The organism is Streptomyces sp. NPDC048106 (genome assembly GCF_040706415.1).
Taxonomy (GTDB): domain Bacteria; phylum Actinomycetota; class Actinomycetes; order Streptomycetales; family Streptomycetaceae; genus Streptomyces.
The window spans coordinates 1-20,328 of record NZ_JBEZND010000066.1; the positions used below are offsets into that span (position 1 = coordinate 1).

At 69.7% G+C, this 20,328-nt stretch carries 21 protein-coding genes and 1 pseudogene; 13 read left to right on the plus strand and 9 right to left on the minus strand.

The features are described 5' to 3' along the window. Positions 1-1,148 precede the first annotated feature (1,148 nt). The 3 genes from AB0927_RS38730 (at position 1,149) to AB0927_RS38740 (ending at position 3,524) form a co-directional block, all read left to right on the plus strand. Complete coding sequence (locus AB0927_RS38730) at positions 1,149-1,796, plus strand: helix-turn-helix domain-containing protein (RefSeq protein WP_366672551.1); 648 nt, start codon at positions 1,149-1,151, stop codon at positions 1,794-1,796. Next, positions 1,793-2,278, plus strand: a complete 486-nt coding sequence (locus tag AB0927_RS38735) for a hypothetical protein (RefSeq protein WP_366672552.1) — start codon at positions 1,793-1,795, stop codon at positions 2,276-2,278. Before AB0927_RS38730 ends, AB0927_RS38735 begins: the two co-directional genes overlap by 4 nt. Before the next feature lie 565 nt (positions 2,279-2,843). Beyond that, entirely contained in the window at positions 2,844-3,524 is a 681-nt protein-coding gene (locus tag AB0927_RS38740) for a hypothetical protein (protein ID WP_366672553.1), read from the plus strand. 807 nt (positions 3,525-4,331) lie between these two features. On the opposite strand, the gene AB0927_RS38745 is transcribed toward AB0927_RS38740, so the two are convergent. Continuing rightward, the gene (locus tag AB0927_RS38745) at positions 4,332-4,748 is read right to left on the minus strand and encodes a helix-turn-helix domain-containing protein (RefSeq protein WP_366672554.1); all 417 of its coding nucleotides are present in this window, start codon (positions 4,746-4,748) and stop codon (positions 4,332-4,334) included. A gap of 146 nt (positions 4,749-4,894) precedes the next feature. Here AB0927_RS38745 and AB0927_RS38750 point away from each other — a divergent pair. Beyond that, positions 4,895-5,053 (plus strand): annotated as a pseudogene (locus AB0927_RS38750) (NADP-dependent oxidoreductase); the annotation flags it as partial. Between the two features lie 160 nt (positions 5,054-5,213). Then, on the plus strand, positions 5,214-5,783 hold the full coding sequence (locus tag AB0927_RS38755; protein ID WP_366672555.1) for a zinc-binding dehydrogenase: 570 nt from the start codon (positions 5,214-5,216) through the stop codon (positions 5,781-5,783). Positions 5,784-5,995: 212 nt separating this feature from the next. Here AB0927_RS38755 and AB0927_RS38760 read toward each other — a convergent pair whose 3' ends face one another. Both AB0927_RS38760 and AB0927_RS38765 read right to left on the minus strand, forming a co-directional pair. Continuing rightward, entirely contained in the window at positions 5,996-6,553 is a 558-nt protein-coding gene (locus AB0927_RS38760) for an XRE family transcriptional regulator (RefSeq protein ID WP_366672556.1), read from the minus strand. 12 nt (positions 6,554-6,565) lie between these two features. Next, positions 6,566-8,785: a helix-turn-helix transcriptional regulator gene (locus AB0927_RS38765; RefSeq protein WP_366672557.1), complete on the minus strand. Its 2,220-nt coding sequence runs from the start codon at positions 8,783-8,785 to the stop codon at positions 6,566-6,568. A 163-nt stretch (positions 8,786-8,948) separates the two neighbouring features. On the opposite strand from AB0927_RS38765, the gene AB0927_RS38770 reads away from it, so the two are divergent. The 4 genes from AB0927_RS38770 to AB0927_RS38785 all read left to right on the plus strand — a co-directional run bounded on the left by AB0927_RS38770 (position 8,949) and on the right by AB0927_RS38785 (position 11,270). After that, positions 8,949-9,425, plus strand: coding sequence for an NUDIX domain-containing protein (locus AB0927_RS38770; protein ID WP_366672558.1), 477 nt, complete (start codon positions 8,949-8,951; stop codon positions 9,423-9,425). Positions 9,426-9,870: 445 nt separating this feature from the next. Further along, entirely contained in the window at positions 9,871-10,122 is a 252-nt protein-coding gene (locus AB0927_RS38775) for a hypothetical protein (RefSeq protein ID WP_366672559.1), read from the plus strand. A 157-nt stretch (positions 10,123-10,279) separates the two neighbouring features. Continuing rightward, the gene (locus tag AB0927_RS38780; RefSeq protein ID WP_366672560.1) at positions 10,280-10,615 is read left to right on the plus strand and encodes a hypothetical protein; all 336 of its coding nucleotides are present in this window, start codon (positions 10,280-10,282) and stop codon (positions 10,613-10,615) included. Between the two features lie 331 nt (positions 10,616-10,946). Beyond that, positions 10,947-11,270 carry a hypothetical protein gene (locus tag AB0927_RS38785; RefSeq protein ID WP_366672561.1) on the plus strand — a complete coding sequence of 108 codons (324 nt, stop codon included), beginning with the start codon at positions 10,947-10,949 and terminating at the stop codon, positions 11,268-11,270. Between the two features lie 392 nt (positions 11,271-11,662). Here AB0927_RS38785 and AB0927_RS38790 read toward each other — a convergent pair whose 3' ends face one another. Together AB0927_RS38790 and AB0927_RS38795 are read right to left on the minus strand one after the other, a co-directional pair. Continuing rightward, complete coding sequence (locus tag AB0927_RS38790; protein WP_366672562.1) at positions 11,663-11,935, minus strand: hypothetical protein; 273 nt, start codon at positions 11,933-11,935, stop codon at positions 11,663-11,665. 210 nt (positions 11,936-12,145) lie between these two features. Beyond that, positions 12,146-12,622, minus strand: coding sequence for a hypothetical protein (locus AB0927_RS38795; RefSeq protein WP_366672563.1), 477 nt, complete (start codon positions 12,620-12,622; stop codon positions 12,146-12,148). A gap of 457 nt (positions 12,623-13,079) precedes the next feature. On the opposite strand from AB0927_RS38795, the gene AB0927_RS38800 reads away from it, so the two are divergent. From AB0927_RS38800 to AB0927_RS38815, 4 genes are all read left to right on the plus strand, one after another. Beyond that, complete coding sequence (locus AB0927_RS38800) at positions 13,080-13,742, plus strand: hypothetical protein (RefSeq protein WP_366672564.1); 663 nt, start codon at positions 13,080-13,082, stop codon at positions 13,740-13,742. Positions 13,743-13,815: 73 nt separating this feature from the next. Then, positions 13,816-14,097, plus strand: a complete 282-nt coding sequence (locus tag AB0927_RS38805) for a hypothetical protein (RefSeq protein WP_366672565.1) — start codon at positions 13,816-13,818, stop codon at positions 14,095-14,097. Positions 14,098-14,557: 460 nt separating this feature from the next. Further along, positions 14,558-14,830, plus strand: coding sequence for a hypothetical protein (locus tag AB0927_RS38810; protein WP_366672566.1), 273 nt, complete (start codon positions 14,558-14,560; stop codon positions 14,828-14,830). A 135-nt stretch (positions 14,831-14,965) separates the two neighbouring features. Beyond that, the gene (locus AB0927_RS38815) at positions 14,966-15,313 is read left to right on the plus strand and encodes a hypothetical protein (RefSeq protein ID WP_366672567.1); all 348 of its coding nucleotides are present in this window, start codon (positions 14,966-14,968) and stop codon (positions 15,311-15,313) included. 677 nt (positions 15,314-15,990) lie between these two features. Here AB0927_RS38815 and AB0927_RS38820 read toward each other — a convergent pair. The 4 genes from AB0927_RS38820 to AB0927_RS38835 form a co-directional block, all read right to left on the minus strand. After that, positions 15,991-16,962, minus strand: coding sequence for an alpha/beta hydrolase (locus AB0927_RS38820; protein ID WP_366672568.1), 972 nt, complete (start codon positions 16,960-16,962; stop codon positions 15,991-15,993). 344 nt (positions 16,963-17,306) lie between these two features. After that, positions 17,307-18,098, minus strand: a complete 792-nt coding sequence (locus AB0927_RS38825) for an alpha/beta hydrolase (RefSeq protein WP_366672569.1) — start codon at positions 18,096-18,098, stop codon at positions 17,307-17,309. A gap of 1,010 nt (positions 18,099-19,108) precedes the next feature. Further along, positions 19,109-19,420: a replication initiation protein, RepL2 gene (locus AB0927_RS38830; protein ID WP_366672570.1), complete on the minus strand. Its 312-nt coding sequence runs from the start codon at positions 19,418-19,420 to the stop codon at positions 19,109-19,111. Continuing rightward, positions 19,417-19,869, minus strand: coding sequence for a MarR family transcriptional regulator (locus AB0927_RS38835; protein ID WP_366672571.1), 453 nt, complete (start codon positions 19,867-19,869; stop codon positions 19,417-19,419). The genes AB0927_RS38830 and AB0927_RS38835 overlap by 4 nt, the downstream gene beginning before the upstream one ends. Positions 19,870-20,328 lie beyond the last annotated feature (459 nt).

Consider the following 20,328-nt stretch of genomic DNA (forward strand, 5'->3'; position numbering starts at 1 on the left):
GGCAGCACCCTCGTCGTCAACTACCAGGCACCGTCGGCGAAAGCGGCCGCGGGACGACTGCTGGCCCGCGTGCTCGGCAGCTCCGTCTCCGCGGGAGCGCTGGCGGGAGGCTGCGCGTCCCGCACAATCCCGGTGCTGCGCACCGGGATTGATGGTCGGTCCGCTGCGCTTCCGGACGGGTGGGACTGCGTCCCACTTACCGGCCTCCGCTTCGCTCCGGCCGAGAGTCGGCGGGTCCGCTGCGCTCCCCCGCCCAATGGTCCTTCCGGTTGCGCCTCCAGAACCGTTGGGCCCGCTAACGCGGGCCGAGCTGGCTACAGGGGTGGGGGGTAGCTCATTCGTGAGAGTTCGTGAGTGTACCGGGTGCATCAGATTGATGCACCATGTTCTATTGGCAGAAAGACGGGACACCCACTAACGACCGAGGTGGGAGGTCCATTTTTGAGACTCCATCAGCGGCCGTAGTCGGCCCAGAACTTAGGCGAGGAATTACGAATTGGAAATACTCGGACCTCAGCCACAGAACGGTACCTCGGATATCGGAAAGTGGAAATTCCAGCGTGCGGAGGTACGGGAGCCGAACGGCCCCCGGGGCCGGGCGGCGGAACCACTCGCGGGGACCAGCCACACCTCTGTGCTTTTGAACGTCAGGGCCGGTACCACCCGAGGCTCAGAGTCGCTGCTGCCGCCTACGGCGGCGCGCGAGATCGGCGGAGCCGCACACGAAGCCGCTGCGCCACGACGGGGCCCGGTCGGCACTGCTGCTGATGGGCGGATCCCGCGGCGTGGCGGTGCTTGATCCGAACGACAGAGATCCGGTATCACGCGCGCGCACGCTCTAGAGGTAAGAGCCGGGCGTTTCCGCAGGTCAGCGAGCCGCGTGCGGAAAGATATGTCAGCCCTGGACTGACATATCTCGGTCGGGATGTCAGACGGTCCTGACCCGTGAACACCGTTTCGTGGCACTGCTGCCACGAAACGGTTTGCGGTGCGTCAGGGGGCCGGTCGTCGGTGGCCGACGGCGAAGGTCAGTCCAGGGCTGACCTTCGTGTGACTTTCGTGGCGGCGCTGCCGCGTTTTGGTGGCACTACTGCCACGGTTCTCCGCTAGGGTGCTGAGGTCACGACGATCAAGGAGACAGCGACCCCATGAGCTCAGGGCCCCTGGACGGGAGCGCAGCGCCGAAGTTGCCTGGTGCGCCGTCCCGTCGTCGGCGCCGTCCGAAGCCTCCGCCCACCGCGTACAACCGGGCCTCCGGCTCCACGATCGAGCTGCCCGCCGGCCACGCCGCCCAGGTCTTCCCGATCGGCGCCAGCACGGGCTTCATCGGCGAGGCGTTCTCCATGGACAGTCTGGAGTTCATGCGCTGGGCCGCCGTGCGGTACGACGGCGACCGGTTCGTCCTGGTGGTGCTGTTCACCCTCATGGGGTCCCAGAAGCCGGGCGGCCTGATCGAGGCGACCCACGAGGACGTTGCTGAAGCTCTCGGGTACAGCCGGCCTCACATCAGCCGGGTCTTCAACGTCCTGGAGGCCGACGGCGCGCTGCGACGGCTCCAGCGGGGCCTGTACCAGCTGAACCCCGCCGCGTCGCTCAGGGGAGGGCTCAGGGAGCCGCGCGAGGGCGAGAAAAAGCGTTCCAAGGCGGGTATCGGCGACAGGGTGGAGCAGCTGGACCTGCTGCGCGAGATCATGGAGGACCCGGACGCGCCCGAAGCGTTCCGGGCGATGGCCGCTCCCGGCGCGAAACTAGAAGTGCGCAAGGAGTCGGATGGGGAAGGGAAGGCCACGTCATGACGTCCGCTGCCGAGGAATGGGTTCCGCGCCGCAACGTGCTGTGGGGCAGCTTCAACGGTCTCGCGTACGTACCGCGGCTTCCTCCCACCGCCTACACGCTGCTGCTGCACATGATGACCGAGCAGGAGCCGGGCGGCCTGGTCGTCGCCACGCACGATGAACTCGCGTCCGGCCTCGCGATGGAGCGCGGCATGATCAGCCGTGCCATGCCGCACCTGGTCGCCGCCCGGCTCGTCACCGTGGTCCGCCGCGGACGGTTCCAGCTTCACCCGATGATCGCCGCGTTCAACGATCCCCGCGAGCAGCAGCGCGCCATCAAGGCCATACCGAAGGACATGCGGCTGGACGCCGGCGACTTCGAGGACGAGTACGAACGCCGCTTCCAGCTCCACCTGAACGAAAAGGCCCGCAAGGCCGAGGCCAAGGCGAAGGGCAACGTCACGCCCATCACGAAACCGCCCCGTCTCAAGCGCGTCCACTGATTCAACCGCCGACGCTGGCCGCCACGGCGCTGCACCTCATCGGTGCGGCGCCGTTCTCATGCCCGGAGCGGTACACCATTCCCCTGGAGGGGAAACCGCAGCCAGGACGGCCCCTACGGGCGTTCCGGGCAGGTGAACCCACGCGCCACCATCCAAGTCCCTGCCGACGCGGTACGAGTAGGCCGTGACACACAACTTCAGCTTCCACCCAGGAACTGGCCCACCACTACGGCCTCCCCGCCAACGACTGGCCCGCGAGTACAGAGCCACTGACGTCGTTCTTCACAATCGCCGTGAACGCCGTGGGCCTGGCGCGGGCCGTGGACTGCTCAAGGCGGCCCGCCGCGCCGAACGCCGCGTGCAGGAGGTGGACCAGGCCCGCACCCACCAATCCGGCTTTGCCGCCTACCTGGCCGACGCACTGAAGCCATGAACGGAGCCCATTCGGGTCGGCTCCCGTACTGCCGGTAGCACTAGGTAAACCGCGTTGTTCTGCTCCTCCAGAACAACTGGTGGGCGGCTACCTTGCGACCTCCGGGCCCCCTCGGCTGCGGAACGGTGGCCCATGTCCGTCATCGTCGGCAGGTTTTGCGAGGGTGTCCTCACCCGCGGAGGTTTCTCCGACCGAGGACCCATGACGCGCACCGATCCGTGGGGAAGGGTCGGAGGGATGACGACGCTGAGGAAGACGAGAACCCGGTTCAGGATGCTGCCGTTGGCGGTGATGATCCTGCTGGCGGCGGGATGCGGAACGCAGCGCGCAGGGGATGCCGCCGACGCGTACCGGCGTTCGCACCCAACGCCGAGCAGACCAGCGGACTTCCCCTGCCCCGGGGAGAGCCCCGAGCCGACGGCGCCCAGGGCCGTCACCACCCCCAGCTCAACCGTGCCGCCGACCGACCACTACGCCGAAAACCACGGCTTCACAGTCCCCATCCCGCTCCACGGCCAGAGCCGCTGCGACGGGCTCACCGCCGTCGGACGGGTCCTGAGTGCACTCGAACCGTTGCGTCAGCGTGGCAACTTCCAACCGGACAGCGTCCGTGCGGCGCTGACCAGGCTCGGCTACTCCGCAGGGAAGATGCAGGCTTACCAGAACGGGCCCACCGGAGTCGGATTCCTCATCGACATCGGCGCCTCTCCCTGGTGTGTTGAGGGCACGATGAGCAGTGCCTCCACCAAGGCGGATGCCTTCGGCGGCTACCCCGACGGCACCGGCTGCGAGCCCCCGAGCGGCGGCCACTGACCGCAGGCCCAGGCATCGACATCGGCCGGGACGTACCCCCGCCCGGCGCGTACCACGCGTCAGCCGATGCGTGGGCGGGATTGACCGGCTCGCAGGGCGAGGGAAGGGCGTCGGCGTGGCTATATTCGGAGGTACCTGGCGGGTCGCCCTCGTGTACCCGCGGGCCTGCCGGTGACAATACGTCTGTTCTGGATTCGGCTGTACTTGGACCGGAATTCTATGGACTGAACATTCCCTGAAATCCGCGTGCCGCCTCGGTGCGGGTGCCCTATTTGGTGAATTGCGACTCGATGATGGCGTCAGCGACGGCCGGACGTAGGTCTCTCTCCGTCGCACCGGCCTCCTGTGGTTCGAGGATCCGCTTCGTGTAGGTGAGGGAGATCGCGGTGGTGGCAGTGCGCTTGCGGCCGTCGTCCGGGCTGCCCTGGACGTAAATCCGAAGTGCGCCTTCACTCAACCATCGTGCCGGTGGGGTGGCTGCCCGCTCGCGTTCCGTGCGGGTCTGGCCTGCTGTTTTCCTCGAGTGCGCCGCTTCCGACAGGGTGGGCCGGTGGCGTTTCTGAGGTCTCGCCAGGTTTCCGAGTGTGGTGGCTCCCCGTCATCCGGCGTGAGGTGCCCAGGTGCGCCGCCAGGTCCTTCGTTGAGTCCATGGTCCGCGTGAGAAGGAATTTCACCCGGTCCTTCATCGATTCGGCGCGGGCTGGAGGCCGCCCCCACTGACCGGACGCGGGTCCTCGCCGTGCAGCAGCTCGTGTGTGACTGAGCGCTTCAGCTGGCGAGTTGAGCGTTGAGCTGTCGGCGTACGTATCAACGTGCCGCCGGGCCGTCAGCCCGCGCGTCGTAGGCGACGCGGGCGGCGCGCACCTCGTCCATGTGTTCCTCTGCCCATCCTTTGATCGCGCACATGACCGGCAGCAGCAAGCGGCCGAGCGCGGTCAGTTCGTATTCGACGCGGACTGGGACGGCAGGGATCACAGTCCGCGAGACCAGCCCGTCGCGTTCCAGATGTCGCAAAGTCTGCGTGAGCATTTTCTGGCTCACGCTCGCCAGCCTGCGTTGCAGGTCGGTGTACCGCTGTGGCCCGTCAGCAAGCGCGTTGACGGCGAGGCTGACCCACTTGTCGGCGATGCGGTCCAACAGTTGCGGGGCGGGGCATTCGGCGAGGTAGGCGTCGTAGGAGACGCGCGCCTCGGCTCGACGCTGGGCGGCGGTGCGGGTGGCCATGGCCCTCCTTCCGGTGCCGTAGGCACCTCGAAGTGCGTACTTCCCAGTGGAGAGTAGCAATCTCTACGGTGTGCAACATGATTACTGAAGAGCGGATGAGGGCGGTGGTCGCCCGCGGTTACGGCGGACCCGAGGTGCTCGAGTTGATGACGGTTCCGCTGCCGGAACCCGGCCCCGGGCAGATACGGATCCGCGTCGAGGCCGCGACCGTCAATCCCGTCGACCTGGCCACCCGTTCCGGCGCACTCGTCGAAGCCGGGCTGATGGCCGCCCGCGAGCACACGGGCATCGGCTGGGACGTCGCGGGCGTGGTCGACCGGCTCGGAGTGGGCATAACGGCGTTCGCGCCGGGCCAGCAGGTGATCGGGCTGCGCAAACCTGCTCGACGTATCGCTGGGGGCCTACTCCGAATACCTGGTCCTGGACGCCGCGGCAGTCGCACCCGCTCCGCCCGGTGTCTCTGCTGTGGCCGCGGCAACGCTGCCGTTGAACAGTCTCACCGCCCTCCAGGCCCTCGACCTGCTCGATCTCACTGCGGGCGACACCGTGCTGGTGACCGGGGCGGCCGGGGCGGTCGGTGGCTTTGCCGTCGAACTGGCGGCGCGGCGCGGCCTGCGCGTCATCGCCCAGGCCGGCGCCGCCGACGAAGAGTTCGTTCGAAGTCTCGGCGCCGAATGGATCGTCAGCCGTGACGCCTCCGATCTCGCGCTTGATGTCCGGCGCCTGGTGCCGGGCGGCACCGACGGCGCGCTCGACACGGCAGGACTCGAAATGCGCGCCCTGGCCGCCGTCCGCACCAGGGGTGCCTACGTCACGGTGGTCGGCGGTTCAGCCCCGCTCCCGTTGCGCGGCATCCGGGTCCACCAGCAGTGGATCAGTTCTGACGGGGCCGCCTTGGCTGAGCTCGCCGCCATGGATCTGACTCTGCGGGTTGCCGACATCCTCCCGCTTGAGCGCGCGGCCGAGGCTCACGATCGCCTTGCGGCGGGCAATATACGCGGCCGACTGGTGCTGGTTCCTTCCGAAGGGGCCTGATCCGAGCCGGCGGCGGACTGCTGGACGCTGCTGAAACCCGTACTGGGCGAGTACTGCGGCGAGCTCGCCATCCGCATCGACGCGACACACGCCGTCAACTGAAACACTCAATCCGCCAACCCAAGCGCTCACTCGCCAACTGAAGCGCTCACTCGCCAACTGAAGCGCTCAGTCACATCGTGGGACACGGCATCGCGGGAGGCGCGGCGCTGCTACAGGTCGAACTCCAGGTACTCGATGTCCGTGAACCGGACCTCCTCCAGGGAGCCGGCACGGCGGCCGCCGTCCTGGAAGTACACCTCCTTGAGCGCTTCCGCCGCGATCTCCCGGAGGCGGGCGTCGCCGGCACCCTGCTCCTGGGCGTCGAAGAGGCGGGCGGCGTACTGCGGGGGCAGGGCGACGGTCAGGTGGCGGATGCGGTCCTGGTCCGTCGACCCGATCGGCGCGGTGTAGCCCATGCGGGCGCGGGTGTCGATGACGATGCCGCCCGTCGTCGCCGCCTTCTGCCGGGCCCTGGCCCGGATCTGCGGCTGCCACCGGGCCTTGACCTCGCGTTCCAGGCGTGCCGCGAGGTCCGGGCGGGGTTTCTTGATCTGGTCCTTCACGTACCGCTCGACGGTGCGCTGGGAGATCCGCAGCATCTGGGCGACCGCCCTGGTGCCCTTCATCTGCTTGACCAGGTACCGCATCTGCGCGGGCGCGCTCTTGGGTGCCGGGCGGGTGAACGCCTTCTGCACGGCGGCCTCCAGGCCGTCCCCGAACAGGGTCATCGTCGCCTTCCCCTATTCTCCGTTGTCGGCGTCGGTGACGGTGCCGTCCTTGATGTAGCGGGCGAGGTTCAGTTCCGGGGCGTCGAACTGCTCGCGGACCGCCTCGCCCCACAGCACGGACTGCGTGCCCTCGTGCTTGACCAGGCCCGGGTTGATGCCGAGCTTGAAGCCGCCGGGCAGCGGCTTGCCCTCCCGATAGGGCAGGAAGTCCAGCGGACTCTCCCCGCCCGCCGCGTAGACGACACAGTCGGACAGGACCGCGATGGGGTACTGCCCGGTGAACGCCGCGTGCTTGACGATCTTGCGGTGCAGGTTGATCCGCGTGCGGGAGATGACCGCCGCCCGGATGTCCGGCCGCCAGGTCGGGCGGGACAGGGCCCGCCACGGCTCGCCCGGCCGCCAGCCCTCCCCGCGGGGCCGCTCGCGCAGCTTGCCCAGGCCGCCCTTGACCGTCGCCTTGATCGCCGAGACGACGATCGCCAGATCCGGGTCGCGCTCCTTGCAGCCGTCCATCGCCGCCAGGAAATCCTCGGGCGCCATGTCCGCGTGCACGCCGAGGTCGGCCATCGTGGCGAGGTAGGCGTCACGCAGCCGGCTGTACCAGCCGTCCAGGTACCGGCCGTTCTCGTACCGGACCCACGCCTCCAGCGGGCGCACCCCGTAGCCGAGCTCCACCGCGTACGCCACGGTGGGCGTCGCGTACCAGGCCGGGCCCTCGGGGCGCTCGCCCTTCGGTGTGAACGGGGAAGGCAGCAGACCCGCGTCCAGCTCCGCCCACTTGTCCTTGCCGACCTTCACCTTCGACAGATCGACGTGGGACAGGTCGACCAGCCACGAGCCGGGCAGCTTCGGGTCGAAGACCGGGTTCGTGACGTGCGTCGGCGCGCCGAGGCCGACAGTCAGGCCGTTGGCGCCGGCGGCGAAGGCCATGTTGACGTCGATGCCGACCAGGTGGCGCAGGGCGCACTCGGCGTCCGTCATCGGCCGTGCCCAGTCGTACGCCTCCTCGAACAGCTTCTCCGCAGGTCCCCGTACGTGGAACCGCGGCAGGTCCTTGAGGAGCGGGTGTCCGTCGGGGGCCTCGCACGGCGCCGGATCGACCGGGTCCTTGCCCAGCGAGCCGGGGTTGTGCTCGGAGTGCCGCTTGCCGTCGGGGCCGGGCTCGGAGGCGCGGGTCGGCGGGTGCAGCGCGGTCATCAGCTCCAGGCCGGTGACGGCGGTGGAGCCGCGCGGCGTCATCACCCGGGACGCGTACACGCCCAGGACACGGGCGAGTTCCGCCGGCGGGAGCTGGGCGGCCTCGCCCCAGTGCCGGGTGTCCAGCGCGTGCCATGACGGGATGCACAACTGCACGCAGGCCCGCTCCGAGCCGGTCGCGGGTCGGTAGATCCGCGCCCACGGGCCGAAGCCGCGCTTCGTCAGCTTCCACTCCGCACGCGCGAGCTGCCTGACGACCTTGTGGCCCTCGGGCAGGCGCCCGGCGAGCCGCTCCTCCTGCGTCAGGGCGACGGGCAGGCCGTAGCGTTTCAGCGCGGTCCCGGTGAGCACGAGCAGCGGGTCGGCGTCCTTGCCCGGCCCGGCGAGCCTGGGCTGACCGAGCTTCGCCTCCGTGAGCGTCCAGTCCACCAGGGCCGGGACCGACTTGGCGGGCACCTCCAGGACCAGGCCGCCGGTGCAGTACGCCAGCACCGTGCCCTCGGCATCGACGTCGACGACCGCCAGCGGGCCGTTCTCGAACCGCGGCTCGGCGCCGCCCGCCGGGGTCGCGGCCGGGGCCGCCTTCCGCGCGCCGGGGCGGCGCGACGCCGACGTGCTCCCGGCGGTACGTGCCGGGCGCGGTGCGGCGGGCGCAGCGGGGGCCGGGGCGGGGGCGGGGGCCGTCCGGGCGTTCCCGGGGGTGGTCATGGCCGCGGCGTTCGAGGCCGGGGCTGCAGGCTGCTCCTGCGGGGCGGGCCGGCCGGCGGCCAGCACCGCGGCCGGGGCGGGGGCGGGGTAGAGCTCCGCGAGCTTGTTCAGCAGCCGTGCGTACGCCTCACGCTCGGGGCCGCGCGGCTCGGTCGGCTTCTTGGCCGACTCCCAGCCGGACACCGTCGCCCGGCGCACCTTCAGCGCGGCGGCCACGTCGTCCAGCGTCAGGCCGTGGGCCTGACGCAGCCGCTTGCGCTCCTCCGCCGGCGGCAGCGCAGAACGGGACGCGACCAGCGCGTCGACCGCGTCGAACAACTCGGACATCGATGACCTCCTGCCCCACAGCCTAACCAGAAACCGCACCATTCGCGTAAGCTGACCGTACGGATCGCGTACGAAGGCTTTCGCTGGGCGGTGGCGGGAGTCCGGCCGGCCGGAGCGCGAAGGCGGGGGCTTCCCGTGGAGTCGCACGGGGAAGCATCCGGCCGTGGCCTTCCCCGCACATGAACCGCTTGCAGCCGACGGCCGCGGCAACTTCCTGATCTCGTTCACACGGGGCGGCGAGGCAGCGCCGCCGCCAGACGCCCCGCTGCCGGCGGCGCTGGTCACCTTGTGGCGGGCCGGCCGCGCCCTCATGGTCTTCGACCGGTACCGCCAGTCCTGGGAGCTTCCAGGGGGGAGCATCGAAGAGGGCGAATCCCCTCGCCGGGCTGCCGCGCGCGAGCTGAGGGAGGAGAGCGGGCAGCAGTCCGACGAACGGCTGCGGTTCACCGGCTGTGCGCGGTTCGTGCTGGCGCCTGACCGGCGAGCCGAGTACCTGGCCCTGTACGCAGGGTCCTGCACCAGGTCCCGCACCTTCGAGCCCACCGGGGAGATCGCGGCTGTTTGCCGGTGGGACCTTCTCGAACCCCTCCCGGGGTACGTGCAGCCCCTGGACGCCCCTCTCGCCGCTCTCACCCGGTAGCCCGGCTGCCGACGCCACTGCGCCGAAGTCCAACTCCCCGGCATGCACACCGCCTTCGGTCGTCCCCGCCCCGCCTGGAGTGTCAACAGCCGGACCGGGCAACGATTTCCGCATGCCCTGTCCATTGGCCGGGAGTGTGCCGCCGTTCGGGTCCGGGAAAAGCGTCTCGTATCTTTTCCGGACAGCGCAGCCGTCTTTGTCCTGAAGCGAGTTCCCTGCGTTTCACCAAAGTTGACGCGATGCACGGGGAACACCTGTCGCGGTCCTGACCGTAAAACGCGGTCGTGAATGGTGAGTTGGCAACTTGGGGCGCATCCCGGGGGCCGCACGTGAAGAACACGTATGGGGGTCGTCAGTTGGAACGCCTCGCGCTGCTACTGCTAGTGTCTCCCCCGTTACTCTAGGCAATCAGCCTTCTGTGCAAGCAATGGAAACCGAGGGTCCCATGAGTAAGTTCCAGCAGGCCGTGCTCGCAGCGGCGGTGGCGGCCGGCGCCCTGTCCGCCATCGGTGCCGGAGCCGGCACCGCCGTCGCCGACAGCCACGACAACGGGCCGCACGTGACCAACCCGTACCGCCCCTACCAGGAGTGCAGCCCGCAGACGGTGCTCGAGAACGACATCCCGGTCGGGGTCCTCGGGCTCGGCCACACCATGGACACCACCTGCAACCAGCACAACAACCCTTCCACTCACTGAAGGTCGCGGCATCAGGGCGGAACCTGGCGCGGATCCCTTCGGGCCGTCTCCGGCCAGGGGCCACCGCCCGGCCGGCCGGCCGAATGTCACCGACAGCGCCCGGGCACCGTTCACGGCGGACGGTGCCCGGGCGCCCGTGAATAAGGACACGCATCACATGTTCAGCAGGAAGAAGACCGTGGCTGTCTTCGGGCTCGTCGGCGGCCTCGCCCTGGCGTCCGCCGGGCTCGCGCACGCCGCGGGCGACCCGGGAACCTGCGTGCGCGACGCCCAGGGGGCCATCACCTGCACACAGCACATCGAAGGTGAGATCCCGGAGAACGGCGTCGTCCCCCACCAGGAGAACTGCATGCCGACGAAGCCCTCGGTGCTGCCCGCCGCCCTGGGCAGCGGCACGTCCCGGATCGGGCCTGCGGTGACCTGTGCGCCCCTCGCGTCCAGGGCGCCGCAAAGGGTCGGCACCGAGCGGGAGACGCCCGACCAGCATCGCTGAGCCCCCAGGTCCCCCAGCGCACCGCATCACAGCGGTGGCGACGACGGCATGCCCGCGCAGGCCACCGCCGCCGGCTCGCTGACCCGCCCGCCGACTCCCCGGCTGCGGCAGGTGGTTACCACCCGCGGCCCCGGGCCCGGCCGGAGGGCACCGGCCCGGTCCGCGCATGGCGTGTCGCCATGGCCAGGGCAGCCCGGACGCGGGTTCGCGTCCGGGCTGCGGGCCGTTCCACCGCCGGCCGCACGATCACCTTCTACGACCTCTCCGGCCGGGGCGACGCCGGTCAACGGCACAGATACGCCCGGGCCTTCATGGCAAAGGAACGCAGCACATGTTCTCTTCGCGGAAGACCGCCACCGCCGCCGCCGCACTGACGGGAGGGCTCGCCGTGCTCTTCGCCGGTGCCGGACCCACGCACGCCGAAGGAAAACCGGACGACTGCCACCGCGCCGCGCGCAGCGGCGTCGTCTGCGTGCAGAAGAGCAGGACGTACGTCGACAAGGACGGCACGCAGACCATCAAGCAGGAGCAGAACTGCTCGACCACCAGCCGGCCGCACGTGGCCGGCCTGGGAGGCACGCTCCTGAAGGACGAACCCGCCAACGGCGGGCCGGTCGCGAAGTGTTCCACCGAGGCCGAACTCCCCACGTCATAGGCGGCTGGTCCTGCCCGGCCCCGGCCCGGCCCCAGCCCGGCCCGGCCCCGGCCCGGCCTGAGCCGGAGCGGGACGACGGGAGCCCGGCTCGTCTTCGAGGACGAAGCCGGGCTTTGCCGTCTTCGCCATGACGCCGCCGCAGGCCAGGACCTGGTCACAGCGCTGCCGCAAGCCGGTGGTGCCGGTCTGCTGCGGACCCGGCCACCGGTCCCGGCGCATCGGCCGGCCGCGCAGGGACGACGGCGACTCGGCGGACGCAACCTTTCCGGCGGCCACGAGGCCACCGGGCGGCGCCGCGGCCTGCCGGCGTACGAGAACGCCTCCTGGTGCCGGACTTGATGCCCGGCGCCAGGAGGCGTTCATCACCCGGCGCTTTCACGCCGGAGAAGGTCTCAGAAGGCGCTCTCGTTGCAGCCCATGGTGGAGCCGAGGCTGGTGGCCTGGCCACCGGGGTTGCCCTCGCCGCCGAGGGCGTCGCCCAGCAGGCCGTTGAGCACGCCGACCTCGCCCAGAACGTCCAGGTTCAGGTCGTGCGACTTGCAGGTGGTGCTCTGCGTGACGCTGAAGTGGTCTCCGTGGTCGCCGCCGGCGTGGGCCGTGCCGCCCAGGAAGCCGATGCTGCCGATCGCAGCGAACAGGACAGCAGCGTTGCGAAGCTTGCGCATGTCATCTCCGGTGAGAGGTGAGTGGTCGATCTGTTCCAGATCGACCTTTTACAGTTACGGGAGATTAGCGTCAAAGGACGCAAAACGTGCGATGGCGCACCGTTTCGGGATCATGTCGGCCAAGTGAGAAAAGCTGCTCATGGGCGAGTCGGTGCGGCGCCGCCCACGGCCCGGGCGAAGTGCCGGGTCCTGGACGTTTGGTGGCGCTCGCTATTGCGCGCTGGCGAACGAGTTCAACTGGTTGTTGGCCTGGGTGCAGTCGACGCCCCGGGTCTGGGAGTCGGCGAGCAGAGCGACGGGGACATTCACGTCGAGCACCGTCTGCGGGCTGCACTCCTCGTACGGGCGGAACAGATTGGTCTGGCCCGCCGTGGCGTTCTGTTCCTGCTGGGGCGGCGCGGCCGGAGAAGTGATCTGCGGGCTGAGCTGGGGGTTCACCTGCGGGTTGAGCTGCGGAGCGACCTGGGTGCCCTGCTGCGGTGTCGCCTGCTGCGAAGCCGTCGAGCCGCCCGTCTGCGCCGACGCGTGGGCGGAGGCCGCGGCGGAGGCATCGGCGTCGGACTGCGCGACAGGAGACGGTGCGGCGCCGTCGTTCGCGAGGGAGGCGGCGGAGCTGGGGCCGGCGCCGATGCCGGCCAAGCCGCCGGCTACTGCGACGACCAGCGCGACCTTGTGGAGCTTGCGCATAAAATCCTCGGCCCTTCGATTTGACTTGTGCACGGAAGCTGACGGAAGGCGATGAGGCAGCCGGTCTTCGCTGTTCGCGCCGCCCCTCGTGGCCGCAACGGACCACTCTTTCTCGCCCCGTTGGGAACGAGATGAGGACGAAATCGATGCGGGCGCCGCGATGCGGTCACCCATTTGCCGCAGGGCCGTTGAGCCATTACGCCCACACCGGAAGACGGCAAAAGGATGAATATTTCCGGACGCCGTGACCGCGGCGGCGGAATCCTCGTTCCACCACGGAGAGGGCAGCGGACGCAGAGCATCAAGGGGTTGGAAGACTCCGCTGCCGATGCGAAGTCCGCGTGCTCCTCGAAAAAGACCGTTGCTGACGGTGCGATACGAGTACCGCACCATCGACACGCTGACCGCACCGAATGCAGTGGATTTTCATTTCAGCTATTGAAGGGCCGAGGGTTTCATGCGCAAGCTTCGCAAGGCCGCGCTCGTCGTCGCAGCGGCCAGCGGTCTGACCGGCATCGGCGTCGGCGGCAGTTTCGCCGACGTTCCCGGCGCAGACCGCAGTGGCACCGCGGCATCGGTTCCGGACCATGCGGCTGCTCCGGCCGCGGCACCTGCTCCTGCTCCTGCTCCTGCCTCCGCTCCCAAGCAAGCACCGCGAGCCGCACGGCCGGCACCGCAGGCCGCGCAGTCAGCACCGCAGGCCGCGCAGTCGGCACCGCGAGCCGCACGGCCGGCGCCGCAGCAGACCGGTTACACCACTGCCACCGCCACTGCCTCGTCGCAGGCGACGACCCATGCCTCCGGTACGTCGAGCCTGCCGCAGGCCCCTGCCGGGCAGCAGCCCGTACAAGCCGCCCCCGCACAGCCGGCGCGGATCGTGCCGCAGGTCGTCCCGCAGGTCATGCCGCAGGTCGCCCCGCAGGTGGCAGTACCTCAGGCACTCGGTTCACAGGCCCCGATGCTGATCGCCCCGCAGGTGAACCCGCAGATCAACCCCCAGGTGAACCCGGTCGTCGACCCGGCCCTCTCGCCGACGGGTGCACCGAAGCTGGCTCCGGTCGCCCTCGGACAGATCGCGGCGCCCCCGGTCGGACAGCTGGGGCTTCCCCAAGTCGGCTGACGGTCCCGTCGAAGAGACCGAAGCCTTCCCCTGACAACGTGCCGAACCCGGCCATTCCATCGACGGAGAACCCATGCGGAAGTTCCACAAGCTCGTCCTCGTCAGCGCGATCCTCGGCAGTGTCGGTTCCGTGGGTGCCAACACCGCCTTCGCACACGGCGAGCCGGGCCACGACAACGACATCGACGTCACGCAGGGCATCGAGTGCCGCTCGCACGACATGAACATCGAGGTGATCGGCGGTCTCGGCGCCCTCACCGGTCTGGCGGGCAACGTGCTCTCCGGTGAGGGGAACCCGGGTGCGCAGCAGAGCCACCCCGGCTCCTCCATGGGCTGCAGCAGCCAGGCACGGTGACCAGCCCCGGACCCGGCTGAAGCGCACCGGCAACCTCGTCGAGGCCGTCGCCATACCCACGGGTATCGCGTCGGCCTCGTCGTCTGTGCGCATCATTGCGGCTTGACCCCAGTCGTCGAGGCCGTCAAGGCTCGGCACAAGGGCCCTTGGAACCGGCTTCAGCAGAACACGTCCGGGGTCCAGAGAGACATGTCATGCCCCTGAACCCCGGACCGCGAAGGGAACGCGCTCCTTTAACGACGTCGTGCCTTTGAGGACACGCGTGAGGGTGGTCCGCCGGGGCTCCTGCCGCGGTGGGCCAGGCGGGTTGTGCCGTCCCCTGCGGGGTCGTTCTTCTGTGCTCCAAGCGGACGGATTCAGCGCGCCGCTCGGTGTCGGGAAGATGCCTTTCCCATATGTTTGCGTTGCTTGAGACCGACTCGTCACAAAAACGTGACGGATTCGTCAATCGGAGGATTGAATGCGGAAGATCCAGAAGGTGGCCGTCCTGGCCGCCATGCTCGGCAGCATCGGGTTCGCCGGCGCCGGTACCGCCTTCGCCGGAGGCGGCGACCCGTACGTCGACGTGCACCAGAGCACGGTGTGCAAGTCGCACGACCTGAACGTCGACATCCTCGGTGAGGTCGGCATCCTCAACGGCGTCGCGGGCAACGTCCTGGGCGGCGAGGGCAACCCCGGTGGCCAGGCCACGGGTCTCGGCTCCAGCCTGGGCTGCAACGAAAGCGCCTTCTGAGCTCGGCCGAAAAGGTACTGACGACGGGTCCCGGAATCCACGCCAGGCGCCGGGACCCGAGTCGTCGAACCAGTCAGGACCGGCACCAGGGAAGCCTGGTGCCGGCCGGCACTGCCTGCGAAGGAAATACGGCATATGTTCGAGATGAAGAAGATGACGACCGTCTCATGGGTCCTGGGCGGCCTTCTCGTGGCCGGCGCCGGCATCGGCCACGCCTACGCCTCGGGTCCCTCGGGTGAGTGCACGCGCGACGAGCAGGGATCCGTCGTCTGCGTCCACAAGACCGAGCACGTCTACACCAGCGAAGACGGCACACATCACGTCGAGCAGCGGCAGGAATGCACCACCGTGTCGCACGATGTGGTCCAGACGCCGCAGAGCGGGGTGGGGCAGCAGGGGACGACGCATATCGGGCCCTCGGTGAGCTGCTCCAGCAACGTACCGGCACCCAAGGGCTTCAAGGCCCCCGTCTTCTCACGCTGAACCGAGCGGCAGGTCCGGCCGGCCGCAGGGCGAGCCGACCGGTGGTCCGGTCGCAGCCGGTGAGTGCGGCCGGCAATCCCGGTCCGGGTGACGCGTGACCAGACGGGGACTCTGCCCGCTCGTGTCCGGCATCCCGCGAGTTCTCCGGACCTCTGCGAGCACCTGGTCCTGGGGCCAGGGCTTCTTCCTTCGCCGCCGGGCTCCGGCAGCTTCCTGACGCGGCTTCAGGCCTCTTCAAGCTCTATCGCTCCGTCCGGCCGGTCCGCGCCGGCACCCGCGGCGGCGGTGACGGCACACCCGGCGGTGCGTGTCCCGCGCGCCGTATCACTGCGGGGCCGACCGCCCTTTTGCCTGCCCTTACGCAGGACCCGCGGGGCCGCGCCCGTCCTCGACGTGGACCACGCGCAGATCGGTGCCGTCCCGGTGGCGCTTGGAGCGTCCGCATATCCCGACGGCGAAGTTCTCCCGGCCACCGGGCTCGTCGGGCGCGACCTACGTGAGGACAGGTCCCCGTCGAAAGCGGTGAGCACCACACAGGTGCCGTGTTCGAACAGCACCCACGGCTTGCCAGGGCCTGCCAGAAGGCGCTGCCAGACGCCGACGAGTATTCCGGTATCCACGGCGATCACCATGCCGCAGGGCCCCGCCGCACGGACAGCCGGTCGGGGAGGGGAAGTTCAACGACGGGCCAGCGCCGCTTCGCCCGGGTCCCTCGGCGCCGGACCGACGTGGGGCCCCGGAGCCGTGCCCACCCATTCGACCGGGTTGGCGTAGGGCAGAGCGGTGAGTGACCGGCAGGTGCAGAACCTGACGACGAGGTCGCAGAACTCCTCCATCCGTTCCACCGGTGCCAGATGATCGGCGTGCTTGATGGTCATGAAGGCCGCCGCCGGCAGCGCGGCGGCCACCTCACGTCCCGTGGCGGGCGGGCAGAGCGTGTCATGTTCCCCCGTACAGACCAGAGTCGGCACGGCGGGTACCGGCTCGTCGCGGTACCAGTCGTGGCTCATCAGGCGTGTGTTGTGCTCCACCGACTTCATGATGTCCTCGTCGGACTGCGCCATGAACTGCGTGTAGAGCAGGCGGGAAACCACCTGGTGTTTGCAGACCGCCCCGGTACCCGGGGGTGACATGAACCGCTGGACCAGCTCGGCGGCGAGCTGCGAGCGGTTGCCGAGTTCGAGCATGCGCGCCCAGCGCGGTACCGCGGCGGCGTAGTCCTCGGGAATGGCCTTGGTCATCCCGATCAGGCCCAGCTTCGCCAGGTACTGGGGATAGCGCTGGGCGAAGCGCAGGGCGATGGCTCCGCCGAAGCAACTGCCGACGAGGTTGACTTCGGGCATGGCCAGTTCCTGGAGCATGCGACGGACGTTGTCGGCAAGGAAGTCCAGACCGTGGCTGGCGGGGAGGAAGTCCGCCTCGCCGTAGCCGGGCAGGTCCACGGTGACCATCGTGCAGTGCTCGGCCAGCCACTTCTGGTGTCGCAGCCATGCGTAGCGGTTCTGCGAGGATCCGCCCAGCAGCACCAGGGGCTCGGTCTTGGGGTTGTCCTGGTGGACGATGCGGCAGTGGTAGACGAACCCCTCGAAGGTGAGCGTCCGCTCTTCCACCCGTACTTCGGCGGGCGAATTCTGGTCGGAGCGTGGCACGGGGAGGGAGGTGTCTCGTGATGCGCCGGTGTTAGAGGGCATGGTGTCTCCGGGGGCGCGAAGAAGGCGGGTTGGAATGACATGATCCTCCCTTTGGTGCGTATCGCTCCTTATCCGTTACGCCGGGCGTGTCTGGATTTCGGGTATCTGCTTCGTGATCTGCCCGTCCTGATCTTGCCCTCGGGGTGACGGCGCTGCTTTTGGCCCCCGCGGCCCGAGTCGGGCGGGACGACCCGCTGGTTCGCCGGCGACGAGGTGTATTCCGTTCGCGAACTCCGGTGGAATACAAGGGAGTTCGGTACGGACACGGTCCACGTGGCGGGCATGGCTCACGCGCACGCGGCTCACTGGGCCAGGTGTCGCTCCACCGCGGCGAGGAATGCCTCAGGGTTCTCGAGGTGGCAGGCGTGGTCGCCGGGCAGTTCGAGAACCCGGGTGCCGGGCAGCCGGTCGTCGAGGACGGCGACGACCCGCCCCAGCCAGTCGGCGGTCTCGGAGCCGCGGACGAGGAGGACAGGGCACCGGATGCCGGCGAGTTCGGCGACGTCGCGGTCGGGCCGGCCGGCCTGCTCCGAGCTCCAGGACAGGGCCATCCGGTGCCGGACCCGGCGCGGCCAGGCGGGGCGGTCGCGGGCCTGGTCCTTCGACGGCACGAGTCCGGCGAGTTCGACGAACTCGGCCAGGTCGTCCTCGCTCACGTCCTGCCCGGCCCGTGTGTGCAGGAACTGGTTCAACCGGGCGACCTTTGGGGTGGACTCGCCGAGGCGGTCGAGGATCCAGTACGCCGCGGGCTCCACGAGCGTCAGCGTCCTCACCCGCTCCGGATGGGCCAGGGCGAACTCGATGAGGGCCCGCCCGCCGCTGGACCACCCCATGAAGTCGGCCGTCCCGATCCCGAGGGCGTCCACCGTCATGAGCAGCGATTCACGCTCGATCGCCGCGGTGTGCCCGGCGTCCCCGCGTTCGCCGGCCGAGCCGAGCTCGTTGGGGATCGGCTGCACCCTGACGGTCCGCCGCCGCGCCGCCAGGGCGTTGGCGAGCGGCGTCCACGAGACCCATCCGGTGAGCCCGCCGGGCAGCAGGACGACCGGCGGCCCCTCGCCCTTCACCTCGTTGACCAGGACCCTCGGTTTCATCGTCCACCTCTGACGGGTTCACAGCAGACACCGTCAAGGTGATCACCATCCCGGCGACGACGGCGGCGACGGCGGCCGGCGGTCGGGCACCGGGCCGGCGGTTCCCGCGGTCCCGCCGTGCCCTGTGCGCCGGGGCGGCTCCGGCCGGCCCCGGATCCGCCTCCGTCCGGACGCGGGCCCGCACACGATCGCCGTGGGCCGGCCCTCGGCCGTGGCCCCGCACCCGGCGAGCCGGCCGACGTCCCCTGCCGGGAAGGCCGGGTCGTCTCCCGCAGGGTGTGCGTACCGCGGGCAACGGGGTGTTCGTGACCGCCAGGCGGCCCAGCGGGCTCAACCGGTCCGGCGATGTCCACAACGGGACCGGCACCCCGCAGGCCTTCACACCCGTGGCGATGTGCACCCTCCAGTGCCACACGACCCGGTCCGGCACCTCGGTGAGCGTGCCGCCGGGGCGGACGGCGGTCGTCCGCGCGGACTGCGGACCGGGGCAGGCGGCCACCGGAGGCGGGCCGGACGCGGCGCCCGCGGTACGGGGTGCGACAGCGGGCAGGCATCCCTCGGCCAGTCGTCCGGTATCGGCCGGGAGTCCGGTATCGGCCGGGGGGTCGGCCGGGTCACCCGCCTCGGTCTCCGCGCGGCGATCCTCAGACCTGCGTGCGGTGCACGGGCACGGGCACGCCCCCGCAGCGCCTGCGCCGGCAGCCCGGCCGGTGCAGGGTGCTACGGACGCTGCCCATGCCGAGTGGGGCCCGGTGAGGTGCCGGCCGGGGGCGGCGGGCTGGGCAATCCGGCGGTCGATTTCGGCGAGACGTGCCCGGCGGCCGCGGGGACCAGGCGCGCCACCGGCCACGGCTGCGTCCCGCTGGGCGTGTTCGCCCGGGTGGCCTGTACGCGGCCCCGGGCCGAGGGCACCAGGAGACGGGGGCTCATGTACGTGAGGTCAATGAGCACCGGCTCCGAGACCAGTGCTCATTGACCTCACGTACATGAGTTCTGTTTCCCGGAGCTGCTCAGGTCGCCCGGCGCATGGGGACGACGACGTCCTCGCCGGTGCTCTTCGTGCTGAGCCGGTAGTAGCTGATGTGCGCGAGCCGCTCGGATTCCTCGAGCCACCCGGCCTCCACGACCTGGCGCCGGGTGCGGGAGAACACGGTCGGGGACATGCCGACGAGTTCGGCGAGCTTGGCGCCGGTCTCGATGACCGCGCCGGCCCGGTCCGCGGGGTGCATCGCGTAGAGCATGACGATCAGGCGCTGGTTGGCGGTCATGCCGGCGGTGCGATGGAGGACGTCCAGGAGCTTTTGTTTGTCGTCGTTGTTCACTGGGCCTCCCACAGCGAAGGGGTCGTGTTGTCAAAGCCGGGGATGTCCGGTGGGTTGCACGTCTTGATCGCTTCCCGTTGCTCGACCCCAGTCCCGTGAAAGGCAATGTACGGGCTGATCCGGTAGAGCCGGTAGTTGCCGATGCGCCCGCGCTCGATCAGGATGCGCAGTTTGAGCAGCTTCCGGTTGATCTTCCCGACGGCATCGGTGGTCATCCCGACTCTCGTGGCGATGTCCGCGCCGGTTGCCCTCAACGGTGCCATCCCCTGGGGGGAGACGCCGATCCACCACAGGACCATGAACTTCTGGCTCGGGGTGAATTCCTTGCTCTCGGTGATCGCCTCGACCCTGGCCTTGTCGACCTGGATGTGCTCGCCCGTGAAGGCGTAGGGCGCATACGGGATGGCCTCGCCCGTGTCGACATCGACCAGTCTGCGTACTGCTCCCAATGGGCCCTCCGTGGCTGACCGTTGCCTCAACGAGTAGAGACCCTCTGGCCGACCAGATGAACTTAGCGTACATGAGCGCGGAGTTCATGAACTCCGCTTCCAGGGCGTGTCGCTGAATCAGGCATCGATCCGCCGAGCCTGTCTTCCCGCCTGGAAACGGCGCTCCCTCATGAACGTGACGTCAATCTGGTCAGTTCCTGAGAACTGGGCACTCATGCCTCAGGAACTGCCTGCCAAGCTCCTAGGAACTGGGTGCACGATGCTGGGAACTGGGTGGCAGTTCGTCAGAACGTGGTCCGGAAGCTGTTTTCGCAGGTCAGCCTGCCTCTACCGCTCGCACCCTCTTAAGTAGTGGGACAGGCCGTTCCCTGCCGCCCCCCCCGGGTCCCGATGCGTGGTCGCGCGCGGCTTTGGTCAGTTCCTCCGGCGGGCGTTCACACCCTGGCCCCTCCCCACCCG